Here is a 15,853-nt window from a genome sequence, read left to right as displayed (position 1 = left end):
TTTAATATACTTTAATTCTACCTGTGAAGATCATTATCGTGTTGTACTTTTTGGCAATGGTTTCGTCGTTCCATGTGCGAAGTTATATGTTGAAGAATATAAGTATTTTCGGAAGCACGCGTAAGTTGGGTGCCTGCAGTCAGTGGCTTGAGTATGTCGCGCGTATAGCTTCGCTCTGCGAGCAAGAGAAGAAAAAGGATATGTTTCTCTCAAAGATGTGGAGAGCATGCTTGCACAAGGCAAAAAAAGTTTGGCCTATACCTCAAATGATGTCGTCGTACTGATTGATGAGTAATAGATAGGATTTGTCTTAATTCAATGCTATGCCGTCCATGCACGTAATTTGGGCGCATATATGCGGCTCACTCGCGTGTCAAATCCCACGACGAAAATTAAACTAGGTTAGACGCAATACATACTGAACGCAAACAAATTCGCTTAACCTAATGTCAGACAGCAGGTGGCATATGCTTAAAAATAAAACATGCTATTAGGAATTACAATTTTTGCTTCATCAAACACAATTACTATTCTCAATCCTATTTCAAGAGTCTCCATATGGTGATACATCTTTTGAATTCCCCATGTGAGTTGTAGTAATGGAATGCTGTGCTACTGGAACTAATTTGGTTGAAAATGGTAAGGCGCTTCCAGCGGTGGAGTTCAACAGTATGACGAATACCTGGTTGGGTGCTAAGTGAGGTCGAATAAAGATTATGAGAGATAAATAAGACTGCCGCAATGGTTGTCAACCGCTAGTGTTTAAGAAATATGTTTCAGTGCGACGATGCGCTTTGTTATATAGATAAGTAAGGTATCGATCCCATCGCTGTTAATATTCTAGTAAAACTTGCTAGAATATTGGGAACTGAGACCGACGAGAAGGCCGCAGTTGTCGTCTTGGCTGCGCTTTGATGCTGTAATATCCAAGAAGGACATACCAGAGGTTCCGCATGTCAAGTCAACGATTAACATATTATTATTAAAACGTACTCCAGCATAAATCCCTATTAATTGTGATGCTGCAGGCAGCTGAACAAGGATAAGCTCAAAACGAGGGGCGAGAACTGTTTGATAGTTCCTGAGTTCAATAGCTGGCAGTATGCCGTGTTTGAGACGTGTATTCGTAGTGACGTACGACCTGGTACCGCCACTTTTATTGGTTCGGCGACTTTCGTTTTGCCTGTTCGACAAAGTAAATTACCATTGAAAGTGATAATACGCAAAGAATAAAAAATAACAAGGCACAAATCCATGCAAAATCTGATTGCGTCGAATCGAATTGAGTGAAAAGGTTAGGGTGCTCGTCACTGTAATAGCCAGCTCGGATTTTGTATAGCAGCTGTGACAATTAAGCCTAATATGCTCACGGCATTCATTATTATGGCCTTTTTCGATCGAAATGATCGCCTGTCGACTTACTCCCAGCTTTTTGATAGTTGTTCTTGAAACCAGTCGTGTTCTTTTCGCAGCTTTGCCAGACGGTAATCCATGATGTACGAACCTTACGATTGCATAAGACAGGGCAGGGATCAAGAGCATCGCTAACAGAGCGTACACGAGCATGAGCGCCCATTGATTAGCTCCCATCAACTGGCCAGCAGGCAATCGACCGACACCAGTCCAAGGAAAACACGGCATGAATGTTGCTCGAACTTTTCGTACTGGTGGCTCTATACTGTACTTTTCTGCATGTTGATTGGTTCCGCACAAGATTTTGGATCCATCAAAATGCCCCACCAAAGGCTTGCGGCTGCGGGACACAAAGTACTACGGACACGATTAAGGCCTTAATCAGCTACAGTACGGTCTTTGGCATGAAGCCAGCTAGAATCAATCTCATAGGAATGTTACTCATAAGGTTTGAAATCAAGGCGGCTGTGAGCACTAGCATCGAAAGAAAACGGAAACGAGCAGTGCCAGACGATCTAGGTCGGGTATCGGCTGCTGCTTTTCAGGAGCCATGAGACCGGGCATCCAGTGAAAAAATCATTCATAAGCATCTGCAAAACGATTGAGCGATCGAATCAAACCTCAGGAGACCTTTTAGATCCCTGTTATTGTTGAAACGTTGACAGGATTATACTGATGATAGTGGAAATTTCCTGAGTTGTAGGAGAAGACCTCGGAGCGTGATTACATTTTGATCGCAATAGATCGGCAGGCCGCAGATCCAATTACCGCGCAGTTCTAAACACTGAGATTGTTGCGATAATTGACGGGGAAACTGTTCAGACTGCTTAGGCTGTGTGCATAGTGTTGGCGATCCACTCCATAGACTTTTGAAAACATATAAAAGTTATTAGGATAAGATAAATAGCGATACTTAGGCATAACAAAGTAAGCAGTGTCGGAGAGTCCATAAAACTCTAGAAGACAACTTTGATGGCTGGGAATGACAAAGATCTAAAACAAGCTTCACATAAAGAATCTTGGAGAGTAATTAATGCTATTGCAAATTCTCGGAAATCTGCTTATCAACCAGCCTTTAGTATATGATATATATATACTAAACTAGTAAAGTGTTAGATGAATTTTTGAATCACTGAATATGGAGGAAAGCAGAAATGGATTCTTATCCTATTGGCATTGCATCGCAATCATTGAGGATTCCTGATGAGGGGGCTACATTCCACACAATTCCAGAAGCACTTACTTTCATGGCTAAAAATAAGGTAAGTTTTACAAATCAACAAGTTCCGTCAGTTTACAGCTTCTATCAGCATTCCTCATGGTCGCCAACGGTATCTACTAATTTAAATGCAAAAAACCCTCCTCATGTCACTGCTGCCTCTCCAGGTTTAACTAGCCTTCAAATATCATTTTTTAAAGAAGGAAAAGATAATTGGGACTTTGTTTCATCTACACCAAATAGAAAATACATTATTGAATGTTGGCCAAAAGAAGAGAATTCCAAGCGTGATGGTAATTCTATAGGTCTTAAACGCCATATCTTCATAATGTATAAGCAAGACACAAGACGCAACATATACACATATCTCGGTGAATACAGGATTGTTGCTCTGTTCCCAATCACAGAAGATGAGGCACAGACCGAAGGTTTACAGATAGCTCTATGGGAGAGAGAGTAATCTTGTTCAAAAAGAATGATTAGTCTGTATATTCCGCCTTCTGTCTTGCAACAATGCAACTTTTGCATAAAGGCATTGTGATCGCAGCTTTAGGATAACTCTATATTAAACTTAGTCTCAAATCCCACGTCTAATAGTTAGATTTCAATTACTATTCGATGGCGGGAGCCGAGGCGAGTTTTATACGGCTTGTATGCGTTCGTTTAAACTAATGGTGTGACAGGACGCATTCTAATCACTTATCTGGAGTGGAACGCAATTTCCTGGGTGAGTTTTGGAGGCGGTACCTCGTGAAGCGAGATGCATGGACAGCATGCTAATGGGTTCCGTGTTAGGTTTTACTTTTGTGTGTCCATGTCACTGATCGAAAACCAGTTTCTTCAACTTGATGGTGTTTTATTACGTGTATTTTGAGATCCATTATGCTCGAGGAAGATGAACTCATGAAGGTTGGCCCAGTCTTATTCGACATCCCAATACAGCTAAACGACATTATAAGAGGTTGAGCGCGATGAGCACGAGCTAAAATTTGCCGGATTTGAGGCTGAAGGGGTAGGGTCGGTCAGTCAAGTGTCTCGTAATACACTTGTAAAGGAACACCGCCGGGCATTGAGAGCAATAGTCCGATTTATTGTGCCTGTACGGACATATTCAATTGTTTTGTGTTAGCACCCCATGTGGGCTCGTAGTATTTCGGTTAGATAACGCTTTTAAAGCGTGCTATAGCTCTGGATACCAAGGTTTTGGTATTTTACCTTACTCCCGTCGAGATATGTAATCGTCTAATTTCTCTTTTCCTGTTCGGACAGAGATGGGGAGGCTATGCCGTTGGCGCTGTTCTCAATCTTCACCCAGAGGTCAAGGCTGCGGTCATGGTTTCTGGATTCAATCGCTCGATCGATATGATGCGTCAGCCCGGCAGAAAAATCGCTGGCCCTGCCGTCTCGCTCATTCTGCCCTGCCTGGGTTTGTATGAGCATGTAAAGTTCGGGAAGTTTGCGGACTATACCGCTTTGGATGGCTTGAAGAAATCCAAGGTAGGAATTTTCATCACTCAGAGCCGGGACGATCAGGTGGTCCCAGTCAGATATAGTTATGGCCTCTTCCATGAGGAATTTCAGTCCAACCCACGATTCCGGTTCCGTGAATACCAGGATCGCGGGCACGCCTATGTCTACTATTCTCAGGACTCGGTGCGATACCGAAAGCAATTCGACCAGGAATACAAGGAGCACATAAGACAACTGGGTCAAAAGCCTTCTAACGAAAGCTATAACGCATATTCGGCCAAGCATTTTGACAAGTCAAAGGGCTTCGAGCTGGATGTGCCGTTGATGAACCAGATGGCAGACTTCTATCGCCAATATAAGAGTTAAAGAGTTAAGACGCAGGAATTCCAGTCAGAGGCGGTTCTTTTCCATCCATGGATGAGCGAGACCGCATTCAGTGCTACTTAGTGGTTTGCCATGTTGGCCTGATACCAGAGAACGGCAATGTTGATCCGGTCCCTGACCTTGATCTTTGCCAGTATGCGGCTGACGGTCTTTTTGACCGAGTCAGGCTGTAGCTGGAGATGCTCAGCAATCTCCGCATTCGTCAGGCCTTGGCTGACCAGCGAAGCGACCTCAAGCTCGCGTTTGCCCAGCTGGGCGAATTTTTCGCGAGCCTTAGACTCATCACTGGCTCTTGTCTTTGGGACTCCTCTCCTGATCACTTCGGCCGTGATGCGCGGCGTAAGAATGGCATCGCCCGCATGTACCGCATGGATGGCTCTGTTCAGATCGGCTGTCTTGACATCCTTGAGCAGGAATCCGGAGGCTCCTGCCCCTAAAGCTGTGAAGGCATAGTCGTCCTCGTCGTAGGTGGTCAAAATGAGAATACTCATTTCAGGATGGAGTTTCTTGATACGGCTGATGGCATCCAGCCCGTCCATGACCGGCATTCGCACATCCATCAGAATCACATCAGGCAAAGGCTGTTGATTTTCGGTGGCTGTGGCCAGTTTATCCAAAGCTTCTTGGCCGTTGGCCGCCTGTGCTACGACCTGCAAGGTTGGATCCTTGGCGACCATGAGTGCCAGTCCCATGCGGGTCGGGCGCTGGTCGTCGACGATCATGACGCGGATCATGCACTTTCCTCCTTACCCCTGTTGTCAGCTGCCATTGCGGCTAGTGAGGGTAAACGGGCCTGCAAGGTCCAACCGTCAGAATCAGGACCCGAATGGAAGCTGCCCCCATGAGCTTGCACTTCGGCCTTTAACCTGGCAAGGCCTGTACCGTTGCTACCGTTGTTGTCATCATCATTGTTCAAAAGTTGGCCATCGTCGCGAACGGTAATGTTTATGCCGCCGTGGCTGTTGTGATCCCAGGAGACCACAATACGATTAACCTCCTGTCCGTGGCGGAGGGCGTTGGTGATCGCCTCCCTGGTTACAGTGAAAGCAAGATTGGCCTGCCTGGGATCTTGTGGTCGACGGCCTGTCTCTGTCAAGGCAGTGCTGATGCCGGCATGACGGGCGTGGTCGAGGATGGGTTTGATGTCATTCCAGCCATGCTCCTCCCCTATGGACTGCGCTGGGTCGTTTTCAGGCCCTGCCTTTGATTGCAGGGTTTTTACAGCTGTCCGGGTGTCGTCCAATCCCTGCCGTGCCAGGTCGTTGATCATCGAGATGGCCTCATCGATTTCCGGCTTACCGCTGGTATGATCCATCCCCTCGGATAGGGCGATGATGGCGGTCAAGTCGTGACCCAGGCTGTCGTGCAAATCGGCGGCGACCTTGGACTGATACATGGCCTCGTCCCGCTCGCGGGCCAGGGTCTGGGCATGCGAGCGCTCCTCCTCCAGTTCCTGCTCCGACATGCGTGACTGCCTTGCTGAGCGTGAGAAAAAGGCGGCTGTCAGACACAGGGCGAATGCCAGACCAGTCGGATATAGAAGGTCAGTGAAGTGGACATCATGATGCCAGTTGGCAGAGAGTGCAATGCTGAGCAGACCCAGAATGGTGGAACTACACAGTCCAGCTGCCAATGATGCCAAGCTTTTGGCTTCTACAGCGCAGGCGTAGAGGTTGACGAGCCAGGGAATGATCAGGTAGGTGCATCCCGAGCCATAGATTGCGGCAGTCAGGGCAAGCAGGCCACTGAAAACCAGTAGGGTCGCCATAGGATATAGGCGGCGCAGGCATAGGGTGACAAGTGCGACAAAAATAATGACCACGAACAGGGGCAAGCCCCAGCTGTCAGACTTCAAAACCTGGTAAAGGGTTCGATTGGCACTGCCCGGGGCGAGAATCAGCCTGGTCAGCATCATCGTCTCGTAGATGGCGCAGAGAAAGACTGCCACGAAGGCCGTGTATGGCCGGTTCCATAACTGAATCCAACCTTGAGTCTTCTTGTCTGCCCTCATCGATGAGCCTCTTCCTGGTAACTGCTGGTAGTCCATTATGCTGTCAGACACTGAAATGTGCGACCTTGCGAGTGCTACATCCTCTCTTCATTGACTCTGCATCAAAATTAGACTGCTCTGCGGGCCTCGTGCCGGAATATAAGGAGGCTGATTAGCACCCAGAGGATTGCCGTCATGCACGAGGCCGCCATGGAGGCCGTAGACGCGATATTGCCCATGTCACGGGCTGCGGATGCAGTGGTGATCAGGGCCAGCGGATAAGGCAGTGCCAAAGCCGGTGCGGCAACCGACAGCGCACAGCCTGCCAGAGTGAGCAGAAACATGATGCTCATAGTCGAGGCAAAGGATTCGGCTCTGGCAGCTATGGCCTGGGTCAGAGTCATAATGGCCCACACTGCCAACGTCATTGGTACGCCGCGCAAGAGATAGGGACCGAGTTCCGCTGGGCCGAAGCCTCCTACCAGAACACCCACGAGTATGAATTCGGATTCGAAAATGGCGACGGTAAGGAGGGATGCCAGCAGTCCGTGCAGCATCTTCCCGACTATGGCGGTCCCGACCATGCCTGAGGCATTAAGACGCTGCCAGTTTCGTCCCTTGTGCTCGTTGGCTTCAACCTGGGCTGCAAAGGCCGCGACCAGGACTGGCATGAAGACCATGCTTGGCAGAAGGATCGCCTGCCCCCAGACCGCAGCCCAGGTCACCCCTTGAGCCTGGAAGTCCGGTTTGTAGCTCTGATACTGGTCCCAACCGTTGAAGATTCCTATGGCGTCGAAGAGCATGGTGGCCAGCCAGTACCAGAGATTGCCGGCCTTGCGAATCTCCCATTTGAAGGCGGCGGCGATCGATGGCTTGTGGCGATGCATCGGGGTGATGGTCATAGCGTTTGCAGGGTATTGCCTGTTCATCGGCCTGACTCCTTGACCTTGACGATGAGTGCTGATATTCCCGACCAGATAATGTATGCCAGAAGGCTGGTCAGGACTTTTGGCCAGGGATTGGCGACCAAGGTCATTCTGGCAAAACCATCAGAGCTGGCTGAAAACAGGAACGGGCTGGTCGCGGAACTGATCCCGGCTGGGAAGAACCAGCCCAGAGCCGGCATATTCATCGGGCCCAGTCCAGTCCCGATCAGACCGGCTATCACACCCAGACCCAGGCCTATGGCCTGCCTTTCGATAGTCAGGGAGAGGGCGAGTTGTATGGCCGTGACAGCCATGGATGAGAAGCAAGCAATCAGTGCCGGAAGGAGTATGTATTCGGCCAGACTGCCATCGAGATGGAACCCTTGTGCTGAAGCTGACAGCGGTATCCAAGTCAGAGGAATCACGAAGCAAAGTGTAAGCGCGCACCCCGCAACTACGAGCTTGGCAAGAAACATCCCCATCGGGCTCTGGCCCAAGGAGAGCCATTTGAGATCCATGCGCTCGCTGCTCTCCATGACGGCAAGCCGGCTGGTCAGCAGGGCCGCGAGGATAGGTGCCAGCAGGCCTACGGTCTGGAAGATCTCACCTTGTGCAAGGGCTACGGTACGAGTGGCGGGGTTCGAAGATTCAGCTCGTTTCATGAATGCCAAGCCTGACCATGACGAAACCAGAACAATCATGCCCAAGGCCATCCACCAGAATGAGGAGCCTTTCAACTTGCGAAGCTCCATGGAAAGCAGAACAGGTAGCCCTCCTGGATGGGATGGGCGTGGCGGTTTTCCCAATCGAAATTCTTCGGACCGCATGGAGATTGATTCGACAGAGCTCATCGTGTGTTCCTCCGTTTAAGATCGGACGGCTTCATATCACTCTGCGCTACATGGTTCTGTAAGACATAGTTTTGTGGAATATGGTTCTGCGGGTTTTCCACTAGTTCGAGGAAGGCTTCTTCCAAGCTTTTGCGTTCGGAGGCGACACGGTATACCTGCAAACCATGCGATACCAGTCGAGTTACCAGCGACCCGATTTGCGGGTCTGGTATCTCGGGAATGCGCAGGGTTGCGCTCTTCCTGATATATTCGTGTTGAATGCCTTGAGTTTCGAGCATCTCTGACGCGAGCCCAGGATCGGACACCCGTAGATCGATATGACCCTCTTCCCGCAGGTTTTTCAAAGTTCCCTGGTAGAGCAAATGACCATCGGCAATGATGCCAACCACCGGAGCCATCTTTTCAATCTCCGACAGGATATGGCTGCTGATGATGACAGTGACCCCCTCCGAGGCGGCCAAGTCCATAATCATTCGTCGCACCTCGACCACCGCCTCGGCATCCAATCCATTGGTGGGCTCATCCAGGAGCAGGAGCTCCGGATGCGAGATCAGCGCCATGGCGATGCCCAGCCGCTGCTTCATCCCCAGAGAGTAGGCGCCCGCCTTCCTCTTCTCGTATCCCCGCAATCCAACCTTGGTGAGCACTTCTGAGGCAGCCGAAACTGGCAGATCCAGATAATCGGCTACCATGCGGCAGTTATCGAGACCTGATAGGCCTGGATAGAAGCTGGGTCCTTCAATCATGGAGCCCACACGGCCCGGCTGGATCCTGCTCTTCTTTCCGACCTGCTGTCCCAGCAGCCACATGCTTCCGGCAGTCGGTTTTGTCAATCCCAGGAGGAGCTTCATGGTGGTCGATTTTCCGGCTCCGTTTGGTCCCAGCAGTCCATAGACCCCGCCAGCCGGTACCCGTAGATTCAGCCCATCCACGGCTTTAAATTTGCCATAAGCCTTGACCAACCCCTGTGTGGCCACAGCCAGCTGTGGGTGATTGCTTCCGTCTGCATGTGCCATTGTGCATACCCTCCCAACAAGAACGCTAATGATTTCCATGCAAATTCGGAGCGCACAGGTCTTCAAGGCGGGAAAAGGAAATGTCCCCTGCAGAGGACATGCCAACACAGAGTAAGACAGTGTTTCTTAATATTGAGCCAAACCGAGTTAACACATGAGTTTCATAGCAGCTTCAATGAGCACATGCACAGTTTTAAGTTCAATAGGTCCCGACTTATGCGATTGATGCACTAGATGAAAGAATACAGTCTTTATAAAATGTCATGCCAGTATTTGAGTGAACTATAGGTAGAACTGAAATGGCTTAATTATTGCCGATTATCAATTGTGGACGATTCATATGCATTGGCTACTTAACAAAGAGAGGCACGTGGAGGAAAGTTATCAAACGCTTTCTCGAAAACCTGATCAAGAGCACTGTAATACTCTTGCTCTTCTTCGAGTTTTTTCTTACTCATACCGATGTTGTACAAGCAGGATCCCAACATAGAGCCTAGCTGATAAGCGAGTTCCTTGCCTTGCCTATCAGCTTTTGCCTTCTCGGAACGGGCATGTTTATTCAACTGTTTACTTCGGCCAAACATCTTGATATGGATGAAGATTCTGTTATCTTGTCGCGAAAGGTATACGCAGAAGTTGCAGTGGTCTCTTTTGTGATCATGATGGTACAAGAGGATGCAATCATGAATGGTCTTGCAGAACACTTTATAAGTTGTTATTTTGCCATGTGAAAAAGCAAGTGGTATGCCGACGTTCTCAGCAGTCTGCTCAAGGCGAATTTTTATATCGTTCAGGGAAGTTGAGTTCGATTCATTATCGAAGCAGATGGTGGCATGGAAATCAGCCATGTCCTTTTCTGTCAGCATAGTTGCATCTTCAATTCTTATGACTACTACAGTTGTGCCGCCAAGGACGACGGCACAAGTTCATCGAGCGGACACCAGCTTGTGGGCCAGAAACCCATCGGTGTCCGAGTAGATGGTCATCCACGCCATCAATATGAGCAGAGCAAGCATGAAATGCCAGCCTGAAGATCCTGCAACCAGGATGGAAACCACCGCAATAATCAGGAAATTCGTGATCAGCACATAGATGATTCGCTGTGCGGCGCTCGCCAGAAAGACCCCATAGGAGAATCCTCTTGGATGCATCCAAATAGGCAAACAGGCAAGTGCTACGACAAGGAGGAAAACCAGAATGTAAATGATGACTTGCAACCATGTGGGTCGCTTGCCTACCCATTCTTGAGCAGTGGAGATCATCCAGCCTGCCAGAAAGGCAATAAGAGGAACCAGGATGATGACCAATACGAGTTTGCCTAAACGCCGCAGGATCTTGTCCTTGGTACGACTTGCGCTCCAATCCCCCACCACGGAATATTCGTTGGCGTTGGTGCGAAACAATACGGGCCCCATGGCATTATTCAGCAGCAGCAGGATCGGCGACTGTATCAAGGTCTGCACAAACAGGATCAGTAGAGAGGTAAACCATGGTTTTTGAACTTGTATTACATATGCGGGATCGATGTGAACCATACCTCTCAGCAGTCGCAGGAGCCAATCGCTGAAAGGAAGGACAGAGAGCCCGGAGGCGATTTCATTTGCTGTTTCCAAGTCCATTGAGCCGCGAACAGCCACGAATCCCAAACCCAATCCGAGAATCAGGGCAACAAGCACTCCGACTTTCTTATACCATTCACTCATTCGTATAATCCTCCCGTTCGCGATCAGATGTTGTACTGGTGTACGAACAGCGCGGCTCCAAGCAGGACGATTTCTAGGAGCCAGATCAGCAGCCGCTTTCCTATGCTGGTATCGACTTCGATCACATGGGTGACGTAGGCTGAACCGGCCAGGGCCAGCGTGCACAGTAGCGAATAGACAATGTGCGGATGCGCCAACCGGTTCGAGTCAGCAAAAACCACACAGCATCCGGCAATGAGGAGCATCATGACGTAAGAAACGACGTATCGACCCACGTCATCGCAAAAAACTGGAGCGTATCTGCATGTAAGGAAACAAACCAAGAAAGCTATGAGCAAACATAGTGATGTAAACAAGGTTTGTTGCACATAGAAAGGCATGCTCAAAAAGGTATGAATGGTTTTGATGGCACTTTTTGAAGCAATCGGGTTGTCCCCGGTAGAAGACAAAAATATGGGTGTGATATAGACGTTCAGGGCCATGACAATGACAGCGATGGCGATTGAAGTAAACGACAGGTAAGCTTCATCACTGTAAGGAACAGCAGCAGAGGATGTGGGTGCAGACGGATATGGCGAACTGCCTGATGGTCCGGAGCCTGCTGAGGGGCCAGTTCCAGAAGGACCACTGCTGGAAGGACCACTGCTGGAGGGGCTGCCAGGAGCTGCGGCAGTGCTTGAGCCATAAGGAGACGATGATGACCCATATGGCGATCCTGAAGTGCCGTATGGCGACCCTGAAGGCGCTCCCCCTGTGCTTGACCCGGATGTATTGTATGTGCTCATAGTGTTGCCTCTCTATGCCTCTTCTGTTAAAGCTCCCTGGTTTACTACCGTCTGAACATTGAGAAGAAGCCCACTCTGCCGTCTTGCTTCTCGTTTGCCTGCATCTTTTGATGGATCTTCGAAAGCAACGATCTGAAGTCGCCGCTGTTGAAAGAGGAACCGAATCGCTTTTGATATCGGTCGATCAATTTATTGAGTTGACGATCGTCTTCCAGCATCTTATTGATGGAAGACGATTTGAATCCTGCATCACCCATCTGTTGGGCTGCAAAGTTGATGAATGGCCCTTCCTGAATGAGGACGTGCCGTGACTTGTTCAACACATAAGGCAGGTAGGTCGCCAAGAGCAGCATGATCTCAGTTTCATTGTGCAATGCTGCGACCTGCCTGAGCACCTGACAGAGCATAGTGGCTATCGTTTGCATCGGCATCGACTGCATCCATGCAGTCTCAATCTGCCCGCTTTCGGTAGCGACTGGCGCAATACTGATAGCCAAGTGCTCAATATAGGCATTCAGCTGATTGCCGGCCTTGTTGACAGCTAGTTTTGGTCCTGCTTGACGGATGCTCTTGCAGAGGGCATCAATCAGAATCTGATCCTGACGACGGTTGGAAGCGGCCTGTGCCAATTGGCTCAATCGGAGGGCCTGCATGCACAAATTGACATGATCGGGTATTGCCAGTCCGGTTTCCGAGCAGAACTTCTCCAGCGTCTGAGCATCCTGGGCCTGCGACTGAGTGTTCGGTATGAAGTTGACCTGCTGATCAAGTTCTTGCACTTTCTGCCAGACTTCCGACTTTGTCATCCCCGGCAGCTGGCTCATCAGCGACAGGCATGCAACCCCCCAAGCGACTGACTGTCCATGCAGGGACCAGGACTTGTCCAGGAGGGCGTCAGCGTGGGTGATGATGAAATTGCCAATGGGCGAATGGAGAAGCTGGGCAAGGAAACGGTAATAGGGCACAGGATCCGATTGGCTCTGATCGCCCAGAGCCAGCAGGTGATCCAAGGCGACGTCCGTGCGTCCAGATTTCAAGAGGGAAGCAATATGGTTGATGCGGTTCGGTTCGGGCTCCTGGAGAAATATCTGCCAGAGCCTGGCCACTGCCAGATTCTCCACGTCCTTTGCGGTAGGCCGGGCCTCTACGACCAAGAAGCCGAGCATCGAGACCAGAGCAGGATCCTGTCCCCACTGCGACACCAGAGACTCAAAGATGGCGCTGCCGGTGCTGGCCGAGCTGGTTGCCAGGCTGGTGACGAGCTTGTTCACCGCTGCCGCATTCTCACGACCCAAGCTTGCCAGCATCTCTTGCCCAGAAACCCCTTGTGGCAAACCGCCAATCTGGGTGAAGGAAGACAACAAGGACGATGAAAGAATGGACGCATAGGCTCTCACAGTCCATGGAACCTGCCCGTTGCTCTGCCCCAGGTCGAGGGCGGCACTGCCATCCTCTGTCAGCAGGCGGAAGAGTTCCACATTCAAATCCCTTCCTGTTACCTGGCTGAGAGTTTGAGCCAGGCTGCGGTTCTGCTGATACAGGTCTTCGCTGACATTGCTAGCTGTGAACATGGTTTTCAGACGATTCACCAGCTCTGTGGCGGCGTGGGCGGCTACGTTCGGCTGCGCTTTACCTATGGCTTGGATGCCGCCTTCCACAGCGTCCGTCCATTCTTTCGGCATGACTTGGGCACCAGAGGATTCAAGCAGGCTGTCAACCATGGACTTGCACTGTTCGGGTGTGCCGAAATCAACCAGAAAGCTGCATCCCCTGCTTATCTGATCACTGGTGCAATCAACAGCAGCCATGGTCCCAGCAGCCAATTGGCATAGGATATAGCCGGTGCCGACACGGGCATCGACATCCGCATATTCTGTCGCATCCAGATAGCTGTTGTTTACCGACAGGCTGTTTGGCGCGTAGCAGAGTGCCGATGCTGCAAACTCACAGAAGGCGTCGACATCCTCGTTGGCATCCGGTGGGGCGGGCAGCTCCCCTGTCTCAAAATTGAAAACGAAATTATAGGCCATAGAGGCATCGCCAATGCCATGAAGACAGCCTTTTACGGCCCGAACAACCACGGCAGGCGTGATTTGCAGATCATACTCGTAGGAGGAGAATGCATAGCTGCGTGCCTGTCTGACTGGAAGAGCGTATTCCAGCGCAGCCACCCAGAGTGCAAAATTGTCCTTGTCGTCAACGATGACGAGTTTGTGGGGGTAGCCGCCTTCGTTGCGTGTCAACAGGCATCGCAGCATCAGCTCAAAGGCATCAGACCGATCGTCCTCGAGAAAGTCTTGGACAGCCTGAAGACTGATGTTCGGATTGCTCTCTATCGACAGCGAAGGTAGAGGGTCGGGGGTTGTCTGTGAACGGGCTAGATCCGCGTCCATCCACGTCAGGAAGGAAGCAGAATCGATGTATTCACAAGGATAACCCTTTACCTGTTCGATCGGCAGGGCGAGAACGTGGCTGATAAAATTGCCCCCTCGGACGGATCCTTCGGGGTAGTCCCGTCCTATATAGGAACACAAGGCCATGCCGTAGAGATGATCTGGACCCTCTAATGGCCCGAAGAACTCTCGTCTGGGGAAGAGACTTTGCGCTTCATCTTTGGAGGGCAGAGCCGGCAGGTCCGCTTGACGGGGCGGTTGATAGGACTGCAGCAGTCCTATGGCATCGCCGCTGTTGATCCACTTGCCCATCTCAGGGGAATAGGAGTAATTCTGAAAGCCTGAAGAGGTCCCGGAAATGCCGCGCCGGCAGGAAGTATAGATGATCTGTTCAGCCTTCATAGTGAGTCCTTTCCGATGCAGCCGAGTTCGATGACAAGAGGCGCTGATCCTGCTCGCTCATATCAAGCCCCGAATGTGCAAAATCCAGAACATGGCATCTTCGATGCGTTTAGGCACTGGCGGGGCTATTTCGTTGTTCTGTTCAGGCGCCCTGCCGATGGCGGAGAAGGCCATGCAGGAATTGGTCGTATAGTTCATGTCCAAAGCGGAAAGGAAATCTCCCTGGTTCCAGGTTGACAGCAGCCCGCGCATCTCCTGGTCGACTGCTTGGCGATCAGCATCATCGAATTTTCCCAGCTGAACGTGAGGTGATGGCTGGGCTAAAGCAGAGCCTGGGGGCAGGATGCCGGCATCCTCCAAGACATCAAGCTTTGAAAAAGCTGCAGCCACCGGAATGTCGATTTTGTCAGTCTGCTTCATGTTCCGATCACGCCGGATCAGATCAGCGACCCGATTGAGCACCTCTGCTGGTTCGGATACTTCGCCCTCGTCAACAGAAGTGGAGGTCCTCACCGCCTCCTCGTCATCGATGGCCGAGCGAACGGCACTGTTGGCCAAAGGATCGATGAGGAAAATGATGCCAGAGGAATGCGAGACATACTTAGCCAGGATTCTGATCGCCTCTTCGCTCTCCCAATCCTCGCCAGCTGAGTCGAAGAAGACCAGAGTCATCGCTTGGATCTTCTTGAACAGTCCGGTGGACTGGAGCTTGAGCGTGCCGAGAATCGGTCGGTTCTCGGTGACTGTTTGACCAGCGATGTGGCTCTGTGTCTGTGGAATCAGATGATGCAGCCGATACAGATCCTCTTCAAAACGCTCCTTGTACTGTTGCTGGTCTTCGGGGCCATACAGTTGGAAGGTTCCATTGAATGGACGGAAAAGACGCTTCATCATCTCATGGATGAGCACACCCACATATGTGGACTTGCCTGAGCCTCGAGTGCCGATCAGGGCGACGATGGCCTCTTGATCGGTGTCGATGGTGACGGGGAGGGGGTTATGGCAGTCGGGACAAACCCGGGTGTGACTCACCTGGTTGCACCAGTCGCAGACAGCCTTATCAGGCATGGAGAGCTTGGTGAATGCCGAACTGGGAGCGCGAAAGTGGTGAGGCCCCTGAATTCGAGGCACGCCCTTGTAGGCAGCCATTTTAGGATCGTCCTCGCCGGCGCCGGCAGGCACCAGCACATTGCCATCGGCATCCTTTTTGCCGCAGATCTTGCGCATGTCACAGGCGAATTCAACATCGTAGATTTTGTGTTCGCTGAAGCAGAAGGGGCATACATAGTGCAATTTCATGC

The 15,853-nt window shown here is 50.6% G+C and carries 12 protein-coding genes; 2 read left to right on the top strand and 10 right to left on the bottom strand.

From position 1 onward, the window contains the following. Positions 1-2,567 precede the first annotated feature (2,567 nt). Both H3T93_RS02655 and H3T93_RS02650 read left to right on the top strand, forming a co-directional pair. The gene (locus H3T93_RS02655) at positions 2,568-3,092 is read left to right on the top strand and encodes a hypothetical protein (RefSeq protein WP_144177015.1); all 525 of its coding nucleotides are present in this window, start codon (positions 2,568-2,570) and stop codon (positions 3,090-3,092) included. Between the two features lie 872 nt (positions 3,093-3,964). Continuing rightward, entirely contained in the window at positions 3,965-4,468 is a 504-nt protein-coding gene (locus H3T93_RS02650; protein ID WP_144177017.1) for a hypothetical protein, read from the top strand. Positions 4,469-4,545: 77 nt separating this feature from the next. Here H3T93_RS02650 and H3T93_RS02645 read toward each other — a convergent pair whose 3' ends face one another. The 10 genes from H3T93_RS02645 to H3T93_RS02600 form a co-directional block, all read right to left on the bottom strand. Continuing rightward, on the bottom strand, positions 4,546-5,220 hold the full coding sequence (locus H3T93_RS02645; protein ID WP_144177019.1) for a response regulator transcription factor: 675 nt from the start codon (positions 5,218-5,220) through the stop codon (positions 4,546-4,548). Further along, positions 5,217-6,497: a sensor histidine kinase gene (locus tag H3T93_RS02640; RefSeq protein WP_186363878.1), complete on the bottom strand. Its 1,281-nt coding sequence runs from the start codon at positions 6,495-6,497 to the stop codon at positions 5,217-5,219. The genes H3T93_RS02645 and H3T93_RS02640 overlap by 4 nt, the downstream gene beginning before the upstream one ends. Positions 6,498-6,604: 107 nt before the next feature. Next, a complete protein-coding gene (locus tag H3T93_RS02635; RefSeq protein WP_144177022.1) occupies positions 6,605-7,405 on the bottom strand; it encodes an ABC transporter permease in 801 nt (266 codons plus the stop codon). Continuing rightward, complete coding sequence (locus H3T93_RS02630) at positions 7,402-8,154, bottom strand: ABC transporter permease (RefSeq protein WP_233439320.1); 753 nt, start codon at positions 8,152-8,154, stop codon at positions 7,402-7,404. Before H3T93_RS02630 ends, H3T93_RS02635 begins: the two co-directional genes overlap by 4 nt. Before the next feature lie 95 nt (positions 8,155-8,249). After that, on the bottom strand, positions 8,250-9,269 hold the full coding sequence (locus H3T93_RS02625) for an ABC transporter ATP-binding protein (RefSeq protein WP_144177026.1): 1,020 nt from the start codon (positions 9,267-9,269) through the stop codon (positions 8,250-8,252). A gap of 353 nt (positions 9,270-9,622) precedes the next feature. Beyond that, on the bottom strand, positions 9,623-10,135 hold the full coding sequence (locus H3T93_RS02620; protein ID WP_144177027.1) for a hypothetical protein: 513 nt from the start codon (positions 10,133-10,135) through the stop codon (positions 9,623-9,625). Between the two features lie 60 nt (positions 10,136-10,195). After that, positions 10,196-10,972 carry a hypothetical protein gene (locus H3T93_RS02615; RefSeq protein WP_144177029.1) on the bottom strand — a complete coding sequence of 259 codons (777 nt, stop codon included), beginning with the start codon at positions 10,970-10,972 and terminating at the stop codon, positions 10,196-10,198. 23 nt (positions 10,973-10,995) lie between these two features. Further along, entirely contained in the window at positions 10,996-11,757 is a 762-nt protein-coding gene (locus tag H3T93_RS02610) for a hypothetical protein (RefSeq protein WP_144177031.1), read from the bottom strand. Positions 11,758-11,801: 44 nt separating this feature from the next. Next, positions 11,802-14,552: a GAP1-N2 domain-containing protein gene (locus H3T93_RS02605; protein ID WP_144177033.1), complete on the bottom strand. Its 2,751-nt coding sequence runs from the start codon at positions 14,550-14,552 to the stop codon at positions 11,802-11,804. A 57-nt stretch (positions 14,553-14,609) separates the two neighbouring features. Next, positions 14,610-15,851 carry a hypothetical protein gene (locus tag H3T93_RS02600; protein WP_144177035.1) on the bottom strand — a complete coding sequence of 414 codons (1,242 nt, stop codon included), beginning with the start codon at positions 15,849-15,851 and terminating at the stop codon, positions 14,610-14,612. Positions 15,852-15,853: the final 2 nt, after the last annotated feature.

Origin of the sequence: Bifidobacterium sp. M0404 (assembly GCF_016101415.1) — a bacterium.
GTDB lineage: Bacteria > Actinomycetota > Actinomycetes > Actinomycetales > Bifidobacteriaceae > Bombiscardovia > Bombiscardovia polysaccharolytica.
Note: the sequence above shows the minus strand (reverse complement) of the source record. Positions and strands in the feature narration are given on the sequence as shown.